This is a genomic window from Gordonia sp. NB41Y, assembly GCF_030718915.1.
Lineage (GTDB): Bacteria > Actinomycetota > Actinomycetes > Mycobacteriales > Mycobacteriaceae > Gordonia > Gordonia desulfuricans.
The window spans coordinates 4,248,050-4,270,405 of sequence record NZ_CP132196.1; the positions used below are offsets into that span (position 1 = coordinate 4,248,050).

A 22,356-nucleotide genomic window follows, 5' to 3' on the forward strand; every position below is an offset into this window, starting at 1 on the left:
CAGACGAAACGGGACCGATACCGCGCGGGGTTATGCGGTACCGATCCCGTTTCTGATCGGCCCACTCGTCGTGGGCCGATCCTCCTGTGAGAGGTCTGATCAGGCGCCCTGACCGGCCTCGATCTCGAGGGTGATGGTGATCTTGTCGCCCACCACGACGCCGCCGCCCTCGAGCGGCATCTCGATGTCGATGCCGAAGTCCTTGCGGCTGAGTACAGTGCTCGCCTCGAAGCCGGCGACCGGGCCGTTGCCCATGCCGGGGTTGACGCCGTTGAACTCGAGCTGCAGGTCGACCGACTTGGTCACGCCGTGCAGGGTGAAGTCGCCGGTGAGGACGTAGTCGTCACCCTTCGGGGTCACTGCGGTGGAGACGAAGGTGGCGGTCGGGAACTGCTCGGCGTCGAAGAAGTCTGCCGAGCGGATGTGGGCATCGCGCTGGTCGTTGCCGGTGGTGATCGAGCGGACGTCGATCTCGGCCTGCACCGACGGGGTGCCGTCCTCGGCGATGGTGATGGTGCCGCTGAAGGTGTCGAACTTGCCGCGGACCTTGCTGACCATCAGGTGCTTGACGGAGAAGGCGACGGCCGAGTGGACCGGGTCGATGGTCCAGGTGCCGGCTGCGATCGGTGCGGTGACGGTGGGGGTGCTCATGGGGTGCTCCTACGCTCTGCGGATTTCTGCTGAGGTCTGGTGGGCCGCTCCTCGACCCATCACCACTATAAGCGGACTGCGGTCCGATTTCATTCCCGGATCGGGAGAATTTTTTTCGAAGTTCTCATGACCAGGCGAAAACCGGCTGCTCGAATCCGTCGACGCGGGTGTCCCGGCCCCGCAGGACCACCTCGGCGAACTGGTAGAGGATGGCTCCGGTGGGGGCGTGGACCAGCGAGGTGCGCCCGCTCGGCGAGGTGTCGGCCGGATCGCGACGTACGCCGGGGATCGGCATCTGGATCACCGGCCGCGGCGACTCGGGGATGGAGATGAAGCGCGGTTCGGCCAGTAGGTGCTCGAAGCGGATGAAGTACCACTCCGACACCTCGTCGGGGTTGGGGGTGGGTTCGGGGGCCCGTCCGGCCCAGCACACGACCGGCGTGATCACATAGCCCGAGCGGGTGGCGTAGTCGTCGAGGCGGCCCAGCACGGTGTCGGCGTCGAGCCGGACACCCATCTCCTCGTGCAGTTCGCGCAGTGCCGCGTCGATCTGGTTCTCCCCGGGATCGAGGCGTCCGCCGGGCAGGGCGAACTGTGCCGCATGACGCCGCATCCCCATCGGTCGGCGCAGCAGCCAGATGCCCTGTTGGTCGTCCTGCTCGACGATCACGAGAGTGACGGCGGCGGCGGTGCCGCTCGTCGATGCCGCGCGGCGATCGAAGGTGGTGAGGCGTTCGGTGGCGACGCTGCGTTCGAGGCGGACCATGTCCACCAGTTCACCACGGCGGCCCGACACGTGGGTGGTCACCGCCGCCAGGTGGGGTTCGTGCGCTATGTCGTCGATATCCGATATTGGTGGAATCGATTGCAGAGCAACATGATCCGAGAAGTGCATACTCGAGGGATGAGCTCGACTCCGCCGCCGCTCGACCTCGGGTCGGTGCCGACCTCCTGGCAGGTCGACGTGGTGACGGTTCCGGTGGTCCTCCTCGCCGTCGGGGCCTATCTGGTCTGTCTGCGGCGTTCGGGGCTGCCCTGGGCGCGGGCCGTTCCCGGTGTCGCCGGTGGGGTGGTGTGGCTGGTGTCGGCGTGCAGCTTCATCGGCGTCTACTCCGACACCCTGTTCTGGGTGCGGGCCCTGCAGGTGGTCCTGCTGCTGCTCGTGGTGCCGTTCTGTCTCGCCCTGGCGATGCCGCTGACGGTGATACGCGCCGCGCTGGGGCCGCGAGGGCAGGAGCGGGTGGATGCCGCCCTCGGCACGCGGTTCGCCCGGGTGTCGGCGTCGCCGGTGGTGACCTCGGCGGGAGTGATCGTGACGCCGTGGCTGATCTACCTCACCGGGTGGTATCCGGCGATGCTGCGGTCCGACGTGCTCGACGTCCTGACGCGGCTGCTGCTCGTGCTCTGTGGGCTCGGCTACTTCTACGCTCGCCTCCAGCTCGATCCGGTGCCGCGTCGGCATGCGCAGTCGCTGACCCTGCTGCTCTCGCTCGCGGAGACCATCGGCGGCGGCGTGCTCGGCGTCGTGCTGTGGCAGGGGCCGATCGTGGCGGCGTCGTACTACGAGTCCCTCCACCGCACCTGGGGACCGTCGATCCGCACGGACCAGACCATCGGGGCGGGCATCCTGTGGATTCTGGGCGATGTGATCGGGCTGCCGTTCCTGCTCGTCGTGTTCTCGCGGTTCCGGGCGGAGGAACGTCTCGTGGAGGAGGTGGTCGACGCCCGTGCGGAGGAATCGGCCCGGGATTCCGACGAGCAGGCCCCGACGCTGTGGTGGCAGGAGCATCCGGAGTTGCGGGAGCGGTTCCGGTGAGCGTCCGCCGCGTTCGGAAACCGGTGGCGACCCGTACCTCGCCGAGCACGGCGGGTGGCCACCGATCGTCGGTGTGCACAGTGCGAATCCGGTGGGCGTGGAGTGGATCACCGGAATGGTGACGCGGTACGGCCCGGGGATCACCCGCGCAACTGTGGCGCGACGCTCCCGGCTGGTGGCCAGGGCCGGGATCGAACCGGCGACCTTCCGCTTTTCAGGCGGACGCTCGTACCAACTGAGCTACCTGGCCGGACGACATCGGTCCGATGCGCTGATGCGCACCGGACCGACGCCGAGATGGCGACCCTGACGGGACTCGAACCCGCGACCTCCGCCGTGACAGGGCGGCGCGCTAACCAACTGCGCCACAGGGCCATATTCTGTTGTCCGAACTCGTGAGAGTTCAGGCGTACCCCCTACGGGATTTGAACCCGCGTTACCGCCTTGAGAGGGCGGCGTCCTAGGCCGCTAGACGAAGGGGGCCTGGTCTCACACGCGGAAGCTATCCGCATGGGAGCTGCACTAGCGTAGGACACATTCGGCCCAAAAAGTAAATCGCCTGGTCAGAGGGATGGAACCGGGGCTTCGGCGGCGTCTTGGGTCGCGTGTGCGGTCTCGCGCTCCACCAGGTGGTACGAGATCACCGCGAGGGTCAGCGCACCGATCGTCAGGCCGACGATCGCCCCGAAACCGTCGGTCGCGAAGTCGACGAGGGCGTTGGTGAAGGTGTAGACGATCGCCCCGATCCGCAGTGATCGCAGCGGCCACGCCGCGGTGGTGCGGTTGCGTGCGATCATGGCCGGCAGCGCCAGTGGAAGGGTCAGTGCGCCGCTGAGGAACAGGATCCATCCGGTGGTGTCGTCGGTGCCGAGTTCCAGGGTGATGTTCAGTTCGGCGAGGCGCTCGGGATCGAGCGTCCACTGCAGGATGCCGACGATCACCGCGACCGCCGATCCGGCCACCAGCAGCCAGCCGCTGAGGGTGAGCAGTTTGGGGCTGCGGCACACGCCGGGGATCGCCCGGATGCATCGCTCACGGAGCTGCAACAGACGGTCGGGGGTGTCGGGTGCGGCGTCCACCAGTGCACGGATGTGCGCGACGATCTCGGCGTCGGCATCGGTTTCGCCTGTGTAGGTGAGTAATCGGAGGGCCGCCGCACGTCTGCGCGGGGTGAGTCCATTCGTGAGTCCGTCGGCGGCGATGGCCGCGGCATTGGCCAATGCCTCTGCGGCAGAGGGCTTCCGAAGATCTCGAACCGCTCTGCCGATCACCAGGATCAGTAGGACGAGAACATACATGATCTCCGCGGCCGGGCCGTAGAAATAGTCGTTGTCCTTGGTGACGAATTTGCCCACCTCGTCCAGGAACAGTCCGAATCCGATGCCGCCCAACAAGATCGTCACGGCTCGGGCCGTCGGTCCGAGGAACATCCAGCCGGCCACCAGGGCCAGCATCATCAGTGCACCGCCCCACAGCGCATGTGCGATGTGCAGGGTGCCGCCGCCGACCTGTGGATAGCCGGTGGCCGCCAGATATCCGCGAGTGACCAGGATCGTGGCGACGGCGAAGATCAGGAACCATTCGACCGCCGATGTCCCGTTGACGGTGCGGGTGACGGCGGGGGTACGGCTCGCGGGCATGACTGAAGTATTGCCGCGTTGCCGGAATTGTCCACAGGGGTCGGGGAAATTCGGTGACGACGGAGTATTGTCGGTGGCCTCGTGTACCGTGATCTGTAATCGAACAACAGTTCTTTACTGCAGGTCACAAGCACTCTGGGGGAGGTGATCAGATGACGAACACACCCACGACATCACTGTCGTTCACCGATTCCCGCTGGCCGCAATTGCCACTCGACAATGCCGATCTATTGGGTGGGGTCGACCCGAAAACACCCGAACAATCCTCCACCAACGACCTACTGATCGGGTTACGCGAGATCGATCGAGGGCGGTCGTTCCTCGCCTGGTCGACCTATCGGTCGGTGATGGAACTCATCGGCCGCCACGTCGACGCCGACCGCGGTGTGGCCGGGGCACCATCGGGGTTCGTCGACCTGGCCAAGAAGATCTCCCGAGTGCGTGGCATCACCCAACGCGCCGCCGAACTCCTCATGGACGAATCCATCGCCGTTCTCCACCACCTCCCCCACGTGGCGGAAGTATTGCGGGACGGTTGGATCACCCCCGAGTTGATGAAGGTGGTGGTATCGCGGACCGCGCTGGTCCACGGTCGCGAATCGGCACCCAAGGTCGACGCCGAGATCGCCGAGCTGATCCGCCGACGCCGACGACTGTGGTCGAAGAAGACCATCACCGACATGACCGACCGAGTCGTGTTCCGCCACGACCGTGACGCCGTCCGTGAAGCCCGGGAACGATGCCTGGACAAACGGGGTGTGTGGACCTCGTTCAGCACTGACGGGACCGGGGAGATCACCGGCACCATGGCCGCCGACCGGGTCGAACTGTGTGGTCTCGTGATCGGTGCCCTCGCGAACACGGTGTGCCCACATGATGGGCGATCCTCGCAGAACCGGAAATCCGATGCCATGTTCGCTCTACTGTCGGGGACCCAGTTCGAGTGTGAATGCGGGCGGGAGGACTGCCCGGCCGAGATCCCCGAGGCCGGGTCGATCCCGAAGGTGCAGTACGTGATCCACCTGTTGGCCAACGAGGCCACCGTCGCCGACCTCGACACCGTCACCGGCCGACCCCAACCCCGACCCGCACCTGCCACACCCGAACCTGAGCCGGAAGTACACAGCGGCAACAGTTCCGAGACTCCGCTCGATCTCGGCGCCCCGGCGACCGGTGCCACCGAGCGGCCCGACGACACTGCTACACCCGACGACACTCCCACACCTGACGACACCCGTCGGTCGGCCCGCCTCGAGCGTGACGCGGCGGCCGAGGCGGTCGAGGCGGTCGAGTCGGAACCGGCCGGTATCGACACGCCCGCGAATCCGGTTGTCACACCGGATGTTGCGTCCACTGGTTCCTCGGATCTACCCGCCGGTGCGGCACCGGGGTATCTGTTCGGCAAGGGTGTGATCGCCCCGGAATTCGTGCGGGACCTCGCCTCCCACCCGAACGCCCGGTTCACGCGGCTCGTCCCCCGGGGTGTGCGGCCCGAGGATGTGGTGTTGCCGCCGACCCTGCCTTCGGATCCGTACCGGCCGTCCGCCGCCCTCGACGAGTACGTGCGTCTGTCCTATGGCACGTGTGCCGATGTGGCGTGTACTCGGAGCTCATTCGATGCCGATCTCGATCATGTCACCGAATACGACCACCACAATCCGGCGGCGGGTGGGCAGACCACCCCGATCGGGTTGAATCCGAAGTGCCGGTTCGACCATCTCCACAAAACACACTCCGAGTGGGTCGATGATCAACACCGCGACCCCCACACCGGCCGGTTGATCATCGAATACACCACCCCGGAAGGGTTGATCCTGCCCGGACCGGCGGAAACCATGGAAGATTTCTTCCCCGGCCTACGCCGCTACCGCTTCGACGACCCACCACAAGCCCCACCCACCCCACCAGGACCGCCGGGTACGCCCGGACCGCCGGGTACGCACCGCAAACCGGATGGGGAACGAATCCTGGACCGGGAATCCACACTGGCCCGCAAACATCGCCGTCGACGACTCGAGCGGCAACGCAACCGTGCCCGCAACCAGACACCCGCCACCCAGACACCCGCCACCCAGACGGACTCGCCCGACCCGCCCTTCTGAGGGCGGTCACCTCCGGTCGTAACCCGGATACGAAAAAACCCACCGTTTCCGGTGGGTGATCTCTTGGTGGCCAGGGCCGGGATCGAACCGGCGACCTTCCGCTTTTCAGGCGGACGCTCGTACCAACTGAGCTACCTGGCCGAACGGTGCCGGTCATGAACCGAAACCTTGGCGACCCTGACGGGACTCGAACCCGCGACCTCCGCCGTGACAGGGCGGCGCGCTAACCAACTGCGCCACAGGGCCATATTCATTTATGTCCGAACTCGTGAGAGTTCAGGCGTACCCCCTACGGGATTCGAACCCGCGCTACCGCCTTGAAAGGGCGGCGTCCTAGGCCGCTAGACGAAGGGGGCCGGTTCTCCGGTCGGAGGCGCTCCGTTGGGAGCTGAATCAGATTAGGACACCGCGCGACAAAAACACAAATCGGCAGGTCAGGCATGCATTTTGGCCAATCCGACATACCGGGGGTGGGGGTTGCGTGACCGCGCCGACGGTCGGGGTAAACTCTGTTCGGCTCCGCTCCGGCGGGGCCTGCCTGCCCCTATAGCTCAGTTGGTAGAGCTACGGACTTTTAATCCGCAGGTCCCAGGTTCGAGCCCTGGTGGGGGCACCACGATCCATCGGCATCGCCGTCGGTCATCGACGGCCATGCACCGTCGACCACGTCGTAACTGCCGTTATGGGCGTCCGTGGTCGCGGTGAGGTCAGAAGCTCTCAGGAAGTGGCGCTACGGTGGCGCCGGCCGGGCAGGTGATGTCCGGCCGTGGTCATGTCATCTCCTGAAGGGAACTCGATGTCCGCGAACAGTCACCGACTCGGGGACGAACCGTCCCGCCGCAAGCGGGCACTCGGTCCTGTGATGCGGAAGCTGTTCGGCGGTGTCCCGCTGTTTCTCACCGTGGTGCTGGTGGGCGTCATCGCCGGTAGTGTCACCTTCCTCGCGGTCGGTCCGGACAAGCATTCGTCCGCCGCGGACCCGTCGACAGAGCAGATCGAGTCGGCCCGCGAGTCGGTGGCGTCGGCCAAGATGATGTTCGGACTGATGACGTCGGCCCTCGGGAGTGCCACCGGCAGCATCAAGAGCATCTCGGAGGGGGCCGACAGTGTCTTCGACGCCGTCGACACCGCCCACACCGCGTCCGGTCAGATCGTGTCGGCATTCGATGCCGCACCCGGCACCTCCGGCGCCGGTGGCGATGTGCGCAGCATGACCGTCGCGATGTCCAACGGCCTCGGCGACCTGCAGTCGCTGGCCTCCACCGCCGGGCAGCTCGATTCGCTGATCAGCCCCGTCATCACCTTCCTGCAGAAGAACAAGGTTCCCGGCAGCGGCGAGTTGCTCACCAACCTGACCGCGCTGCAGTCGTCGTCGCGGGAGATCTCGAGTCAGCTCGGGAACCTCGACGACCTCAAGAAGGAGATGAAGACGCTCGGCGACGCCGTCGACGAGGCGAGTGGGCACCTCGACGAGGGGGTGGCCCAGGCGCAGCAGGCCGCCCAGCAGCTGAACACCGGACTGGGGCAACTCGCATCGGCCCGCGGCGACACCGTCGCCGCCGCGAACTCGGTCAGCAAGGGCGTCGGCCAGCTCACGACGGTGCTCAACTCGATCTCCAACAACCTCGAATCGGCCGACGACAACCTCACCCCGGCCGGGGAGCAGGGCGTTCTCGCGGCGCCCGTCGTGCAGGTCGACAACTCCGACCGCACGGCGACGGCACTGCTCGTCGGTGGCGGGTCGGCGCTTCTGGTCATGATCCTGATGCTCGTCGTCGGCCGCGTCCTGCGACGGGACGGCCGGCAGCCGGGCGATGAGACCCCCGACGACGAGATCGCCGGCGATGCGACCCCCGATTCCGACGACGCCCCGGAGACCGAGGAGTTCACCGCACTCCCTCGGTGACCGCGTTCGGTATGACCAGAGGGCGATCGGCCCTGGTGTGACCCTGCTCATTCGGTACGCTTTGCAGTGATATCGACGGCAGGGAAGGCGCATGAGGCCAGCACGCAATACCGGTGTGGCTCCGGCGTCGGATGGCGGAACCCGATGGACTCGGGCCCGGCGGCGCTACGCCGCGCGGGTCTGGGGCGTCGACGGGGAGCCCGGCGCGCGGGAGTGGGCGGGGCTCGGTGCTGCCGATCGCGGTCGACTGGCCCGGCGCGCCATGGCGGTGGCCGTCGCATCCATCGTGATCAGCAACGCCCTGATCGGCCTGGAGACCTTCCTGCTGGTGCAGCTGTCCTACAACGGCGGCCAGCTCACCGTCGAGGGAACCATCGGCGCCCCGAACTTCCCCGACATCGTCACCGCCGTCGTCGTCTGCATCGTCGTCAACGTGGTGCTCGGGGTGGTGATGCTCCGGCCCCAGGTCCGGTGGTTCGAGCTCGGATCGCCCGCCGATCATGCCAGGCGTGTTGCGGTGCAACATATTCCGGGTCTACAGGTGGTCGGCACCATGATCGCCTGGGCGGCCGCGGTGCTCAGCTACGTCATCCTGTCGGCGCGCGATCTCACCACGAGCACCCTGCTGGGCGTCACCGTCGCATTCACCCTCGCGGGGACGTCCTGCGCGTGCCTGACCTATCTGTTCGCCGAGCGGGCGTCGCGACCGCTGATGATGGTGGCCCTCGCCGACGATCCCGCGTCGACCATCGTGCACAGTGTGCGCGGGCGGATGCTGGCGGTGTGGGCGGTCAGTTCGGCCGTGCCGATGATCGGTCTGGTCATCCTCAACACGGGCCGTCACCTCGATCTGCTGCCCCGGGTCACCGGCTCGGTGGACTGGGCGGCACTGGTCCTCGCCGTGGTCGGGCTGGCGTCGGGCGCGCGTGTGGTGGTGCTGGTGGGGCAGTCGCTCAGTGACCCGCTCACCGAACTACGGACGGCCGTGGAGAAGGTGCGCGCCGGAGACTTCGAGGCCCATGTCGACGTGTACGACTCGTCCGAGATCGGCGTGCTGCAGCACGGCTTCAACGAGATGGTGACCGGCCTCGACGAGCGTGAACGCATGCGTGAACTGTTCGCCCGCCACGTCGGCGACACCGTCGCCGAGCTCGCCATCGAGAAGGGGATGGGCCTGCACGGCACCAACGCCGAGGTGGGGGTGCTGCTCGTCGACATCATCGGGTCGACGACGATCGCCCAGGAACGCCGTCCCGAGGACACCGCGGCCCTGCTCAACGAGTTCTTCGAGATCGTCGCCCAGGTGGTCGACCAGCACGCGGGATTCGTCAACAAATTCGAGGGTGACGCGGCGCTCGCGGTGTTCGGGGCGCCGGTCAAGATCGACAACCCGGCCGGCGCCGCACTCGCCGCGGCACGTGAACTCGCCCGCGCGCTCACCGAGGCCCTCGACGTCCAGTGGGGCATCGGCGTGTCGTTCGGGGTGGCCTTCGCCGGCAACATCGGCGCCGAGCGGCGCTACGAGTACACCGTGATCGGCGACCCGGTCAACGAGTGTGCGCGGCTCTCGGAGATGGCCAAGACCAGCCGGGTGTCGGTGCTCGCCAGCGGGGCCGCGATCGCCGACGCCGCCGACGAGGCGGGCGAATGGGCGCTGCTGGGGGAGCGGGTGATGCGGGGCCGGGCCGAGCCGACCGCGATCTACGGGCCCGAGGCGCTGGTGCCGCGCGGCCCGGCATCGGTGGGCGAGATGCTCACCGGGCTGTTGCGCCCGGCACGCTGGCTCGGCACCGCGGGCGTACTGAAGTCGGACTGAATCGAACAACCCGCCCCGGTGCACCGGGGCGGCAACCACAGGGGGAGAGACATGAGCGGATGGTCGACCAAGGACATCCCGGACCAGTCCGGACGGACCTTCGTGGTGACCGGCGCCAACAGCGGCTTGGGGGCCGAGACCGCGCGAGCGCTGATCGACGCCGGTGCGCGGGTGATCCTCGCCTGCCGCAACACCGTCAAGGCCGACGCGGTGGCACGTGAACTCGGTGAGCGGGCCGAGGTGGCCGCCCTCGACCTCGCCGACCTGGCCTCGGTGCGGTCCTTCGCCGACGGCCTGCCCGGCGTCGACGTCCTGATCAACAATGCCGGCGTGATGGCGGTGCCGCTGGGGCGCACCGCCGACGGATTCGAGATGCAGATGGGCACCAACCATCTCGGGCACTTCGCGCTGACCGCACTGGTGTTGCCGAAGGTCGCCGACCGGGTGGTGACGTTGTCGTCGGGTATGCACCAGCTGGGGCGGATCGACCTCGACGATCTCGGCTGGGAACGGCGCCGATACCGAGCCTGGCAGGCCTACGGCGACTCCAAGATGGCCAACCTGATCTTCGGGCAGGTCCTCGCCGAACGGCTGACCGCCGCCGGTGACAGCAGGAAGTCGCTGATCGCCCATCCCGGCTATGCGGCCACCGGACTCCAGGGACACACCGAGTCGATCATGGACAAGGTGATGGTGGTCGGCAATCTGTTCGCCCAGTCCGCCGCCGACGGCGCGCTGCCCACCCTGTTCGCGGCCACCGCGCCGGACGCGGTGAACGGGACCTTCTACGGGCCGACGAAGCTGTTCGGCATGCGCGGTGCGCCAGGGGAGTCGGGGTTCAGCGGACGGGCCCGCGACGAGCGGATCCGTACCGGCCTGTGGACTGCGTCGGAGAACCTCACCGGGACCTCGATCACGCTGTAGCGCAACCGGTCACCACACACCCGGCGGGCGGAACTGCACGCTGATGCGGGGGCCGACACCGGTGCACTTGGGTATCGCGTGCTCCCAGGTGCGTTGACAGCTGCCGCCCATCACCAGCAGGTCGCCCGCCGACAGGAGGAAGCGTATCGACGGCCCACCACCATTGGGGCGCAACGCGAGTGGGCGAGGCGAGCCCAGTGAGAGGATCGCGACCATGGTGTCGTCGGTGGCGCCCCGGCCGAACCGGTCACCGTGCCACGCAACCGAATCCGCCCCGTCCCGGTACAGGCACAGCCCCGCGGTGGCGAAGCCCTCGGGCAGTTCGGGGCGGTAGTGGGCGCTCAGCGCGTCCCGCGCGTCGGCGAGCAGCGGATCGGGCAGTGTCGCGGTGGCGGGATACTGGGCGAGCAGCCGGGGGACGTCGACGACGCGGTCGTACATCCGGCGGCGCTCGGCACGCCACGCCGCGTTCTCGTGCAGTGCGTCGAACAGTGCATCCGCGCCGGTGATCCAGCCCGGCCGCAGATCCACCCAGGCGCCGTCGGTGAGTTCGCGCCGGGTCACCGTATGGCCCAGGCGCCCGATCTGCGGTTCGGTGTCGTCGAGATCGAAGATCGAACCCTGCATGCCGACGGACGTCATACCGCCAGGGTAGCGGCTGTCGAACGAATGTTCTAGCCCGATCGGAGGCGTGCCCTTGCTCACAGACCGAGGGCGATGGTGGCCGTACGGGAAAAAGTGGAGTAGAAAGTTCCAAGTGTTAGTCATGCACACTTTGTGCTGCTGACATCGTGTCCGACACCTTGCGTCCAGTCGACAGAGGAACCCCCACATGGCTTCAGTGCTCTTCCGGCTCGGCCGGTTCTCGTTCAAACACAAGTGGTGGGTGATCGCCGCGTGGCTGATCGTCCTGATCGGGGTCGGCTCGGCCGTCGCCGGACTCAAACCCACCCTGGCCAAGGACTTCGACCTGCCCGGAACCGACTCCGGCACCGCCACCAGCCAGGTGCAGGAGTACTTCCCGCAGGTCATGGCGCAGCAGGAGCATGCATCGACCAGCGTGCTGGTGGCCGCCGACGACGGCCTCGCCAACCACACCGAGCAGATCAACGCCCTCGTCGCCGACCTCAAGACGCTGCCCGACGTCGTCGACGCGGACTCGATCGCCAACCCGGTGGCCGTGGCCCAGGCGCAACCCGCACTCGCCGCATCGGTACTCGGTGACAACGGCAAGGTGGGTCTGATCCAGGTCCGTCAGAACATCAAGATCATGGACCTCACCGTCGACGAGAAGAAAGAACTCGTCGACATCCTCGAGAAGAACCGCGGCAACGGTCTGCAGGTGGAGGCCACCGGCTCGCTGATGCAGGTCATGGAGGCCGGGGGAACCGCCGAGCTGATCGGTTTCGCGATCGCCTTCGTGGTGATGATCGTCGCCTTCGGTGCACTGGTCGCCGCGTTCATCCCGCTGATCACCGGCATCGTCGGCGTGGCACTGACCATGCTGCTGCTGTACCTCGGTTCGGAGTTCATGACGGTCAACGAGACCGCCACCGGCATCGTCACGATGCTCGGCATCGCCGTCTCGATCGACTACGCACTGTTCATCGTGTCCCGCTACCGCAGCGAGCTGCGCCGGGGCGGTGATCGCGCCGACGCCGCCGGACGGGCCGTGGGCACCGCGGGTACCGCGGTGGTGTTCGCCGGTCTCACCGTGATCATCGCGGTGGTCGCGCTGATGGTGGTCGGCATCCCGCTGATCACCCAGATGGGTGCCGGTGCCGCGGTTGCGGTGGCGGTCGCCGTCCTCAGTGCGTTGACCCTGATCCCGGCGTTGCTCTCGGCCACCGGGCGGTTCACCTTCGCGCCCAGGATCCCGTGGATCAAGCACGCCGAGGAGTCGGCCACCGAGGACACGCTGGGCGTCAAGTTCGGCCGGACCGTCACCCGTCGCCCGATCCCGTTCATCATCGCCGGCCTGGCAGTGCTGATCGTCGCCGCGATCCCGACGTCCAAACTCGATCTGGGCATGGAGCTGACCAGCGACGACGAGGTGGCCGCGCAGAGCCTGCTGCAACGTGGCTTCGGCGAGGGCATCAACGGCCCCCTGCTGGTGGTCCTGCACGACGACGACGGCCAGGTGGCCGGCATCGCCGATGCCGCGGTCGCCCACATCAAGACCCTGCCCGATGTCGCGAATGCGGCGACCCTGACGTGGATCGGCAACGGCCCGTCGCAGCAGAACCCGAATGTCGATGCCAACACCGCGCTGATCATGGTCACGCCGAACGGCGGACCGGCGTCGGCATCCACCCATGACCTCATGGAACACATCCGTGACTACGCCCCCACCGTGGAGAAGGCCGGTGCCGAACTGCACGTCGGTGGCCAGACCGCGATCATGTCCGATCTCTCCGACCGGCTCGACAAGGCGCTGATCCCGTACCTGCTGGTCGTCGTCGGTCTCGCGTTCCTGATCATGATCGGTGTGTTCCGGTCGATCTGGGTTCCGCTGATCGGCACCATCGGCTTCCTGTTCTCGGTGCTCGCGACCTTCGGCGTGACCGTCGCGATCTTCCAGGAGGGCTGGCTGGGTCTGATCGACCACACCAAGCCGATCCTGTCGTTCCTCCCGATCTTCCTGATCGGTGTGGTGTTCGGCCTCGCGATGGACTACCAGGTGTTCCTGGTGACCCGCATGCGCGAGGAGTACATCCACGGCATGTCGGCGAAGGATGCGATCATCGCCGGATACCGGCACGGCGCCCGCGTGGTGACCTCGGCCGCGATCATCATGATCAGCGTGTTCGCCGCGTTCATGCTCGCGCCGGACACCACGTCCAAGATGCTCGGCTTCGCCATGGCGATCGCGGTGTTCTTCGACGCCTTCATCATCCGGATGACGGTGGTCCCGGCGGTGATCGCGCTGCTCGGTGATCGTGCCTGGGGTCTCCCGAAGTGGCTCGACAAGCTGGTCGTCGACTTCGACATCGAGGGCGGTGCGGTCCGCAACCGTGGCGTGCCGTCGGCGGCCGCGGAGTCCGACGGGTCCACCGATGAGCGGGACGCCTCGGCGGAAGCAACCGTGACGAGCTGATAGAGAACTGAGGTCATGACCACGATGTCGGACCGCTGCCGGTCGGGCGATCCGGGGAAGTCCCCGGGTCGCCCGCTGGGCTTGCGCGGTCAACGCAAACAACGCACCCGGGCCGCGATCCGCGAGGCCGCGCTGCGCCTGTTCGAGAGTCAGGGGTACGCGCAGACCACCGTCGAGCAGATCGCCCGCGAGGCCGGGGTCTCGCACACCACTTTCTTCCGGTACTTCGTGTCCAAGGAACAGATGGTGATCGCCGACGACCTAGACGACCTGCGGGAGGAGACCCTCGCGGCGATCCCGCCGGGACTCGGTCGCTTCGATCTGCTGCGCGCGCTGATCCGGGCGTACTACAGACTGGCGATGGCCGACCCCTGGGCGTCCAGTCCGGTACGGGCACGGCTGATCACGAGCGAGCCGACCCTGCGGGTGGCGAATCAGATCGAGGCCGACGCCGCGATCTCACAGGCCACCGAGTTCTTCGCGCGATACCTGGGGGTGGAGGCCGACGACCGGCGGCTGCAGGTGTTCGTCGCCGCGGCCGGGGGAGTGATGTTCCACATCGCGTGCGGTGTGCCCGACATGTCGGATGACGGTGTACTCGACCACCTGCTCGACGCGGTGGACCTGCTCGAGGCCGGACTGCCGATCTGATCCGGTCCCCGGCCGCGGCCGGGTCAGGCCAGGCGGCGCAAGCGCCTGGCGGCCTCGGCGATGACGTCGTCACGCTTGGCGAAGGCGAAGCGCACCATGTGATCCCACGGTTCGGTGTGGTCGGCGAAGACACTCACCGGCACCGCCGCCACGCCGATCCGTGCGGGGAGCATCCGGCAGAACTCCGCGCCGTCGGTGTAGCCGAGCGGACGCGGGTCGGCGCATACGAAATACGTTGCCTCGCTGCGATGTACCTCGAATCCGGCGTCGATCAGCGCGGCCGACAGCAGATCTCGCTTGTCCTGGAGCGCGGCGGCATTCGCGAGCACCCAGTCCTGCTCCTGTTCGAGGGCCACGGCGACGGCCGGCTGGAACGGTCCCGACCCCACATAGGTCATGAACTGCTTGGCCGCGCGCGCCGCCGCCACCAGCTCGGCCGGGCCGCTGATCCAGCCGACCTTCCAGCCGGTGCAGTTGAATGTCTTGGCCGCACTCGAGATCCGTAGCGTGCGCTCCCGCATCCCGGGGAATGTCGCCAGCGGCCGGTGGGTACGTCCGTCGAACAGCAGATGCTCATACACCTCGTCGGTGACGGCGACGACGTCGTGTTCGACACACAGCCGGGCGATCTCGGCGAGGTCGTCGTCGGACAGCACCGTGCCGGTGGGATTGTGCGGCGTGTTCACCAGCACCAGCGCGGTCTGCGGGCCGAATGCCGCGGCCAGCGCACCCCGGTCGAGCCGGAACCCGTCGCCGTCGCCGACCAGCGGAACCGTGCGCCGCACCCCGCCGGCCATCGCCACCGTCGCCGCATACGAGTCGTAGTACGGCTCGATCATCACCACCTCGCGACCGGGCTCGGTCAGGCCCACCACCGCACCGGCGATCGCCTCGGTGGCGCCGACGGTGATCAGCACCTCGGTGTCGGGGTCGTAGTCGAGGCCGTAACGGGCGCGCTGGTCGTCGGCCACCGCACGCCGCAGCCGCGGGACACCGATCCCGGGCGGGTACTGGTTGTCGCCCGCGGTGATCGCCGCACATGCCGCCGCCAGCATCGACGCCGGACCGTCGGTGTCGGGGAAACCCTGCCCGAGGTTGACCGCGTCGTGGGTCACCGCCAGCGCCGACATCTCGGCGAAGATCGTGGTGGTGAACGGTTGTAGGCGGGTGACGGTGGCCATGGCTTCAGGCTGTCACACCGCTTCCATGGCGATCCCAAGTGTCCCGCAAGCGGCGCACGTGACGCTGTCGGTCCAGACAAACCCGACACGAGAGGACCTGCCATGTCTGCCCCCGAACCGTCTGCCCCCGAACTCTCTACTCCTGAACCGTCCCTGATCCGGCCCGGAGCGCGCCTGGCCTGGCGCGCCGCGGTGATCGTCGGCTGCATGGGCTTCGCACTCCTGGCGGCCTGTTCGGTCAGCGTGGGCACCGACAGCGATGCCGTCAACAAACCATCGGACATCGCGACCGGCGAATGCCTGACGCTGGGACCCGACGACGATCCCGCCAAGGTCGCGGCCACGAAGGTCGACTGCGACACCGGTGATGCACTGGCCTTCTACGCCGCGTCGACGGTGGCCGCCGGCGACACCTGCAGCGCCGACAACACCTCCACCCTGACCTTCGGCGGCGACGGGGGAGTCTGCCTGACCCCCAACTTCACGGCCGGCAAGTGCTATCAGATCCCGGTCGAGGGCGGGCGTCTGGCCGACTACCGACTGGTCGACTGCGGGGCGAGCGCCGTCGACGCCACCGTGATCGGACAGACGGTCAGCCGCGGTGACGTGTCGGTCGAATGCGATACCGATGCCACCAAGTGGTCATTCACCCAACCGCACCCCGTCGGATACTGCCTGCGTGAGGTCGTGTGACCGCTCCTTGCGCGCGCGTCACCCGGTAATGTTCGAGCCTGAACGCGAGGAGGGGTGACGGTGGTCTACACACCCGGTGAGTCGTTTGCCGGCTACACGATCGAACGGTTGATCGGGCGCGGCGGCATGGGTGAGGTCTACCTGGCCAAACACCCGTCGCTGCCGCGCAAGGAAGCCGTCAAGATCCTGCCGGCCGACCTGTCCCGCGACCCGATGTTCCGTCGCCGCTTCATCCGCGAGGCCGAACTCGCCTCGAGCATCGTGCATCCCTCGATCGTCACCATCTACAACTCGGGGGAACACGACGGCCACCTGTGGCTGGCGATGGAATACATCGACGGTGTGGACGCCGGTGCGCTGCTGGGCCGGCGTCCGGGTGGACTCGACCCCGCCATGGTGTCGGCGATCGCCACGTCGGTGGCGTCGGCACTCGATGCGGCCCACGCCCACGGGCTGCTGCACCGGGACGTGAAGCCGGCCAACATCCTCGTCGAGGAGGCCGCCGGGGCGGTCCCGGTGACCGCCCCGCGGGTGTTGCTCGCCGACTTCGGGATCGCCAAGTCCCAGCAGGACGTCAGCAACCTGACGTCGGCGAACGTCTTCCTCGGGACCGTCGCCTATGTGGCCCCGGAACAACTGCTGGGCACCGAGATCGACGGTCGCGCCGACCAGTACTCGCTGGCCGCGACGTTGTTCCAGTTGCTGTGCGGCCGGCCACCGTTCGAGGGCAGCACCCAGACCAATGTGGTGGCCGCGCACCTGAACAGTGCGCCGCCGGTGCTGTCGTCGGTGCGGTCGGGGACCTCGCCGGCCGTGGACGCGGTGTTCGAGCGGGCGCTGCGGAAATCCCCCGACGAGCGATACCGATCCTGTGGCGATCTCGCCGCCGACCTCGTACGTGCGCTCGGGCAGCCGAGCGCACCCGGTGCCGGGATCGCCGGGCCGGGCCCCACCGAGGTCATCCCGACCGCGCCGACGTCGGCGGGACGGGGGACGCCGGTGTATCCGTACCCGCAGGCACCCTATGGTCAGGCGTCATATGGTCAGGCGCCGTACCCGCAGGCACCGTACGTGCCGTCGGGCCATCCGGGCGCCTCCAACCCGAACGGGCCGATTCCGCCCGGGTCGATTCCGCCCGGGTCGATTCCGCCGGGGCCGATGTCCGCGCCGTTCGGCGCCACCGGCCCCTACGGGCAACCGATCCCGGTGCCGCCGAAGAAGTCCTCCAAGATGCCGCTGATCGTGGTCGCCGTGGTGGTGGCGCTCGTGGTGGTCGTGGGTGCCGGCATCCTCGTCGCCAACGCGCTGTCCGGATCCGACGACGACACGACCGCCGGCGGGGCCACCACCACGTCGCCGACGGGCGCCGGCACCAGCCCCGCCACCCCGCAGTCCACCCCGTTCACCCGGCCGCCGGTGACCCAGCAGGCCACACCGGTGTCGAGCCCGGACCAGTTGTCGGTGGGTGACTGCGTGCAGTTCGGCCGGCAGCGTGACTCCTCCGGCAACGTGCCGACCGAGCGGGTCGACTGTGCCACCCCCGCACTGACCTTCTATGCGGCCCGCTTCGTCTCGGCCGCTGCGGACTGTCCCAACGAGCGCAATGCCAGCCTCACCTTCGACGGGTCGTCCCAGAAACTCTGCCTGACACCGAATTTCGTTCCCGACGAGTGCTATCAGATCCCGCGGACGGGTGGGTCGCTGGCCGACTACCACGAGATCGGCTGCAGTGCTTCACCATTGGCGAACACCGTCGTGGTCCGGGTCACCGGGCGCTCGACCAGCCAGGTGACCTGCTCGTCGAGCGAGACCCGGTGGACCTTCGAGATCCCGGAGTCGCTCGGCTACTGCCTCGAGCAGATCGCCTGAGGGTTTCCGCTGCGGCGGGGCTCACTCCTGCGGGGTGCCCTCGCCGATGGTCGGGCCGAGCAGATCGTCGGCGTCGGTGATCCGGTAGGCGTAGCCCTGCTCGGCGAGGAACCGCTGACGGTGCGCGGCGTAGTCGGCGTCGAGGGTGTCCCGCGAGACCACCGAGTAGAAGTGGGCCTGCCCGCCGTCGGCCTTCGGGCGCAACAGCCGGCCCAGCCGCTGGGCCTCCTCCTGCCGGGACCCGAAGGTGCCCGACACCTGCACCGCGACCGATGCCTCGGGCAGGTCGATGGAGAAGTTCGCCACCTTCGACACCACCAGAGTCTGGAGTTCACCGGACCGGAACCGGTCGAACAGGGCCTCGCGGTCCTTGTTCTTGGTCGACCCCTGGATCACCGGGGCGTCGAGTTCGCGGCCGAGTTCTTCGAGCTGGTCGATGTAGGCCCCGATCACCAGGGTCTGCGACTCGGCATGGCGGGCCAGGATCGAGCGCACCACGTTGACCTTGGTGTGGGCGGTGGAGCACAGCTTGTACTTCTCGTCGGCCTCGGCGACCGCATACTGCAGGCGTTCCTCGTCGGTCAGCGTCACCCGCACCTCGATGCACTCGGCGGGTGCGATCCAGCCCTGCGCCTCGATGTCCTTCCACGGGGCGTCGTAGCGCTTGGGGCCGATCAGGCTGAACACGTCGCCCTCGCGGCCGTCCTCGCGCACCAGGGTGGCGGTGAGTCCGAGCCGGCGCCGCGACTGCAGGTCGGCGGTCATCCGGAACACCGGTGCGGGCAGCAGGTGCACCTCGTCGTAGATGATCAGACCCCAGTCGCGGGAGTCGAACAGATCGAGGTTCTTGTACTCGCCCTTGGACTTACGGGTCATCACCTGATAGGTGGCGATGGTGACCGGACGGATCTCCTTGCGCTCGCCGGAGTACTCGCCGATCTCCTCCTCGGTGAGCGAGGTACGGGCGATCAGCTCACGCTTCCACTGCCGCCCGGCGACGGTGTTGGTGACCAGGATCAGGGTGGTGGCCTGCGCCTTGGCCATCGCGGCCGCACCGACCATCGTCTTGCCCGCACCGCAGGGCAGGACCACGACGCCCGAGCCGCCCGCCCAGAACGAGTCGGCGGCCATCTCCTGGTAGTCGCGCAGATGCCAGGCATCCTGCTCGAGGGTGATCGGATGCGCCTCGCCGTCGACGTACCCGGCGAGGTCCTCGGCCGGCCAGCCGACCTTGAGCAGGATCTGCTTGAGCCGTCCCCGCTCGGACGGATGGACGACCACGGTGTCGTCGTCGAGTCGCGCCCCGAGCATCGGCGCGACCTTCTTGTTGCGCATGATCTCCTCGAGAACCGCGCGATCGAGGCTCACCAGGGTCAGGCCGTGCGCCGGGTTCTTGACCAGCTGCAACCGGCCGAAACGGCCCATGGTGTCGACGATGTCCATCAGCAGCGGCTGCGGTACCGCATACCGGCTGAAGGTGACCAGCGCGTCCACCACCTGCTCGGCGTCGTGGCCGGCCGCGCGGGCGTTCCACAGCGCCAGCGGCGTCACCCGGTAGGTGTGCACGTGTTCGGGTGCGCGTTCGAGTTCGGCGAAGGGTGCGATCGCGGCCCGCGCCGACGCCGCGTCGGGGTGATCCACCTCGAGCAGCAGCGTCTTGTCGGATTGAACGATCAGGGGTCCATCAGTCACTCGATCCATTGTCCAGATGGGTGCAAGTCCCGTCGAGTCCGGAAAAAGTTCTTAGGGTTACCTAATTACGCTGGTGGCGTGGGGTCATGTCGAAACTCGCACCGTCTCCGCTCGATCCCGTCTCCCGCGATGTCGTCGAACCGCTTCATCGGCAGAGCAAACGGCAACTGATCTCGGCGGTGGCGCCGATGGCGGTACGCGCGGTCACCGGGCGCATCCGGGAGGGCACCTGGGACCCCTCCCGAACCGAGTCCGGCAAGCGGTGGCTGGCCGACAAGATGGTCGCACTCGACCCGCAGAAGGCCGCGCTGTGTCACCTGCTGTGCCGGTCGATCGGCGCCCGCCTGGTGGAGGCCGGGACCTCCTACGGTGTCTCGACGATCTACCTCGCCGCCGCCGTCCGGGACAATCTGGCGGCCGACGGGGCCGGGTCATCCGACGGGGCCGCCGGGCCCGTGGTGATCGGTACCGAACACGAACCCGGCAAGGTGGCCGCCGCGCAGGCCAACATCGCCAGGGCCGGACTCGCCGGCCTCGTCGACATCCGCGAAGGTGACCTGCGCGAGACCCTCGTCGACGTCGACGGGCCGATCGACTTCATGCTCGTCGACATCTGGATCCCGATGGCGCTCCCGGCGCTGGAACTCGTCACGCCGCGGCTACGGCCGGGAGCGCTCGTCGTCTGCGACAACGTGGTCAGCGGGGCCCGCGAGTACCGCGACTACCTGGCCTTCGTCCGGGACCCGGACGGGCCGTTCACCTCGGTGACCATCCCGGGGCAGGGCGGTCTGGAGATCTCGATGAAACGCTGAACCCCTCACCCCTTGACGCAGACCACCTGTCGCAGGTGGGCCACCACCTCGACGAGATCGGTCTGCGCCGCGATCACCGCATCGATGTCCTTGTAGGCCGCCGGGATCTCGTCCACCACGCCGGCGTCCTTGCGTGACTCGACACCTGCGGTCTGGGCCACCAGATCGTCGGCGGTGTAGGTCTTGCGTGCCCGCGTCCGGCTCATCCGGCGTCCCGCACCGTGCGATGCCGAGTAGAACGACTCCGCCGAGCCCAGTCCGCGCACCACATACGATCCGGTGCCCATCGATCCCGGGATCAGCCCCAGGTCGCCTGCGCCCGCCCGGATCGCACCCTTACGGGTCACCAGCAACTCCAGGCCGTCGATGTGCTCGGTGGCAACGTAGTTGTGGTGGCAGCTGATCGGCTCGTCGAAGGCGACCGCCCGCCCCGCGAAGGTCTCGCGGACCGCCTCGCACACCAACGCCAGCATCACCCGACGGTTGCGTGCCGCATACTCCTGAGCCCACTCCAGGTCATGGCGATAGGCATCCATCTCCGGTGTGCCGGAGAGGAAGACGGCCAGATCGCGGTCGGCCAGGTCGGCGTTGTGCGGCAGCTTCGCCGCCACCGACATATGCCGCTCGGCGAGTTCCTTGCCGATGTTGCGCGACCCCGAATGCAGCATGATCCACACCTGCTGCTCGTCGTCGACACAGACCTCGATGAAATGGTTTCCGCCGCCGAGTGTTCCCAGCTGCCGCCGGGCCCGGTCGTCGAGTTGACGCACCCCACGGTGCAGTTCACCGAAGCGGTCCCAGAATCCGGCCCAACCGCCGCCCAGCCGGTGCCGGACGACGTCCACCGGCTCCCGGTGCCGCTCGAATCCCACCGGCACCTTCGCCTCGATGGCCGACCGCAGACCCGACAGGTCGTCGGGGAGATCGGCGGCCACCAGGTCGGTTCGCACCGCGGCCATGCCACAACCGATGTCGACGCCGACCGCTGCCGGACAGACCGCATCGCGCATCGCGATCACCGAACCGACGGTGGCACCCTTGCCCACGTGGACGTCGGGCATCACCCGGACGCCGTACACCCACGGCAGCGTCGACACCCGGCGCAGCTGATTGCGCGCCTGATGCTCGATCGATTCCTCGTCGGCCCACAACAGGGTCGACGCGGCTGCGCCCGAAAGGGATACGGGGAACTGGCTGTTCATGATTCTTCCGTTGCTCGTGTCGGTGTCCCGACGATTGTCGGCGTGCACACGCTACGGTGCGCCGGTGGCCCAAGTCCAGTGGTTTTCGGACGATCGCCCGAGATCGCGCGGTGGCGGCGTGTGGCCTGGCGGCTCGGTCCCGGCTCAACCATCGAATGTTATTGGGGTGGAGCGTGCTTGGTGGTTGAGCCGATGAGGAGCGTAGCGACGAGGCGTGTCGAAACCTCTGTCGGCCGGGGCTGGGTGGTGACCACCTCGGGGTTGTGGTTGCTGACATTGTTGTCTTGCTGGGTTCGACTCGGGT

General features: G+C 67.8%; 17 protein-coding genes and 7 tRNA genes. 11 read left to right on the forward strand and 13 right to left on the reverse strand.

The window, feature by feature from the left end; translation table 11 throughout:
* Nucleotides 1-99: 99 nt before the first annotated feature.
* Together Q9K23_RS18410 and Q9K23_RS18415 are read right to left on the reverse strand one after the other, a co-directional pair.
* Complete coding sequence (locus Q9K23_RS18410) at nt 100-651, reverse strand: YceI family protein (protein WP_020791534.1); 552 nt, start codon at nt 649-651, stop codon at nt 100-102.
* Nucleotides 652-775: 124 nt separating this feature from the next.
* A complete protein-coding gene (locus tag Q9K23_RS18415; RefSeq protein WP_053778829.1) occupies nt 776-1,417 on the reverse strand; it encodes a CoA pyrophosphatase in 642 nt (213 codons plus the stop codon).
* A 138-nt stretch (nt 1,418-1,555) separates the two neighbouring features.
* Here Q9K23_RS18415 and Q9K23_RS18420 point away from each other — a divergent pair, with 138 nt between their 5' ends.
* Nucleotides 1,556-2,467, forward strand: coding sequence for a cytochrome c oxidase assembly protein (locus tag Q9K23_RS18420; protein WP_020791532.1), 912 nt, complete (start codon nt 1,556-1,558; stop codon nt 2,465-2,467).
* A gap of 173 nt (nt 2,468-2,640) precedes the next feature.
* On the opposite strand, the gene Q9K23_RS18425 is transcribed toward Q9K23_RS18420, so the two are convergent.
* From Q9K23_RS18425 to Q9K23_RS18440, 4 genes are all read right to left on the reverse strand, one after another.
* Nucleotides 2,641-2,717: transfer RNA gene (locus Q9K23_RS18425), tRNA-Phe, on the reverse strand.
* A gap of 48 nt (nt 2,718-2,765) precedes the next feature.
* Nucleotides 2,766-2,842, reverse strand: a tRNA-Asp gene (locus tag Q9K23_RS18430).
* Nucleotides 2,843-2,877: 35 nt separating this feature from the next.
* Nucleotides 2,878-2,950 (reverse strand) — tRNA-Glu (locus tag Q9K23_RS18435).
* An 80-nt stretch (nt 2,951-3,030) separates the two neighbouring features.
* A complete protein-coding gene (locus Q9K23_RS18440; protein WP_020791527.1) occupies nt 3,031-4,107 on the reverse strand; it encodes a hypothetical protein in 1,077 nt (358 codons plus the stop codon).
* A 152-nt stretch (nt 4,108-4,259) separates the two neighbouring features.
* On the opposite strand from Q9K23_RS18440, the gene Q9K23_RS18445 reads away from it, so the two are divergent.
* Complete coding sequence (locus Q9K23_RS18445) at nt 4,260-6,209, forward strand: DUF222 domain-containing protein (protein WP_082366141.1); 1,950 nt, start codon at nt 4,260-4,262, stop codon at nt 6,207-6,209.
* A gap of 64 nt (nt 6,210-6,273) precedes the next feature.
* On the opposite strand, the gene Q9K23_RS18450 is transcribed toward Q9K23_RS18445, so the two are convergent.
* From Q9K23_RS18450 to Q9K23_RS18460, 3 genes are all read right to left on the reverse strand, one after another.
* Nucleotides 6,274-6,350 (reverse strand) — tRNA-Phe (locus tag Q9K23_RS18450).
* A 28-nt stretch (nt 6,351-6,378) separates the two neighbouring features.
* A tRNA-Asp gene (locus tag Q9K23_RS18455) sits at nt 6,379-6,455 on the reverse strand.
* A gap of 37 nt (nt 6,456-6,492) precedes the next feature.
* Nucleotides 6,493-6,565, reverse strand: a tRNA-Glu gene (locus tag Q9K23_RS18460).
* Between the two features lie 184 nt (nt 6,566-6,749).
* On the opposite strand from Q9K23_RS18460, the gene Q9K23_RS18465 reads away from it, so the two are divergent.
* The 4 genes from Q9K23_RS18465 (at nt 6,750) to Q9K23_RS18480 (ending at nt 10,855) form a co-directional block, all read left to right on the forward strand.
* Nucleotides 6,750-6,825: transfer RNA gene (locus Q9K23_RS18465), tRNA-Lys, on the forward strand.
* 180 nt (nt 6,826-7,005) lie between these two features.
* Complete coding sequence (locus Q9K23_RS18470; RefSeq protein WP_053778803.1) at nt 7,006-8,115, forward strand: hypothetical protein; 1,110 nt, start codon at nt 7,006-7,008, stop codon at nt 8,113-8,115.
* Between the two features lie 91 nt (nt 8,116-8,206).
* The gene (locus tag Q9K23_RS18475; RefSeq protein WP_053778802.1) at nt 8,207-9,931 is read left to right on the forward strand and encodes an adenylate/guanylate cyclase domain-containing protein; all 1,725 of its coding nucleotides are present in this window, start codon (nt 8,207-8,209) and stop codon (nt 9,929-9,931) included.
* Nucleotides 9,932-9,982: 51 nt separating this feature from the next.
* On the forward strand, nt 9,983-10,855 hold the full coding sequence (locus tag Q9K23_RS18480; RefSeq protein ID WP_020794149.1) for an oxidoreductase: 873 nt from the start codon (nt 9,983-9,985) through the stop codon (nt 10,853-10,855).
* Between the two features lie 9 nt (nt 10,856-10,864).
* Here the strand turns inward: Q9K23_RS18480 and Q9K23_RS18485 are convergent, their stop codons facing one another.
* Entirely contained in the window at nt 10,865-11,497 is a 633-nt protein-coding gene (locus Q9K23_RS18485; protein WP_053778801.1) for an alpha-ketoglutarate-dependent dioxygenase AlkB, read from the reverse strand.
* Between the two features lie 190 nt (nt 11,498-11,687).
* On the opposite strand from Q9K23_RS18485, the gene Q9K23_RS18490 reads away from it, so the two are divergent.
* Nucleotides 11,688-13,952, forward strand: coding sequence for an MMPL family transporter (locus tag Q9K23_RS18490; protein ID WP_053778800.1), 2,265 nt, complete (start codon nt 11,688-11,690; stop codon nt 13,950-13,952).
* Nucleotides 13,953-13,976: 24 nt separating this feature from the next.
* Nucleotides 13,977-14,603: a TetR family transcriptional regulator gene (locus Q9K23_RS18495; protein WP_053778828.1), complete on the forward strand. Its 627-nt coding sequence runs from the start codon at nt 13,977-13,979 to the stop codon at nt 14,601-14,603.
* A 23-nt stretch (nt 14,604-14,626) separates the two neighbouring features.
* Here Q9K23_RS18495 and Q9K23_RS18500 read toward each other — a convergent pair whose 3' ends face one another.
* Nucleotides 14,627-15,784 carry a pyridoxal phosphate-dependent aminotransferase gene (locus tag Q9K23_RS18500; protein WP_053778799.1) on the reverse strand — a complete coding sequence of 386 codons (1,158 nt, stop codon included), beginning with the start codon at nt 15,782-15,784 and terminating at the stop codon, nt 14,627-14,629.
* Between the two features lie 102 nt (nt 15,785-15,886).
* Here Q9K23_RS18500 and Q9K23_RS18505 point away from each other — a divergent pair, with 102 nt between their 5' ends.
* A complete protein-coding gene (locus Q9K23_RS18505; RefSeq protein ID WP_053778798.1) occupies nt 15,887-16,477 on the forward strand; it encodes a hypothetical protein in 591 nt (196 codons plus the stop codon).
* Between the two features lie 60 nt (nt 16,478-16,537).
* Nucleotides 16,538-18,346, forward strand: coding sequence for a serine/threonine-protein kinase (locus Q9K23_RS18510; protein ID WP_053778827.1), 1,809 nt, complete (start codon nt 16,538-16,540; stop codon nt 18,344-18,346).
* A gap of 21 nt (nt 18,347-18,367) precedes the next feature.
* Here Q9K23_RS18510 and Q9K23_RS18515 read toward each other — a convergent pair whose 3' ends face one another.
* Nucleotides 18,368-20,038 carry a DNA repair helicase XPB gene (locus Q9K23_RS18515; protein ID WP_348533947.1) on the reverse strand — a complete coding sequence of 557 codons (1,671 nt, stop codon included), beginning with the start codon at nt 20,036-20,038 and terminating at the stop codon, nt 18,368-18,370.
* A gap of 86 nt (nt 20,039-20,124) precedes the next feature.
* On the opposite strand from Q9K23_RS18515, the gene Q9K23_RS18520 reads away from it, so the two are divergent.
* Nucleotides 20,125-20,850 (forward strand): class I SAM-dependent methyltransferase, encoded by a 726-nt coding sequence (locus tag Q9K23_RS18520; RefSeq protein ID WP_020790697.1) that lies wholly within the window; start codon nt 20,125-20,127, stop codon nt 20,848-20,850.
* Between the two features lie 5 nt (nt 20,851-20,855).
* Here the strand turns inward: Q9K23_RS18520 and Q9K23_RS18525 are convergent, their stop codons facing one another.
* A complete protein-coding gene (locus Q9K23_RS18525; protein ID WP_053778826.1) occupies nt 20,856-22,052 on the reverse strand; it encodes an RtcB family protein in 1,197 nt (398 codons plus the stop codon).
* Nucleotides 22,053-22,356: the final 304 nt, after the last annotated feature.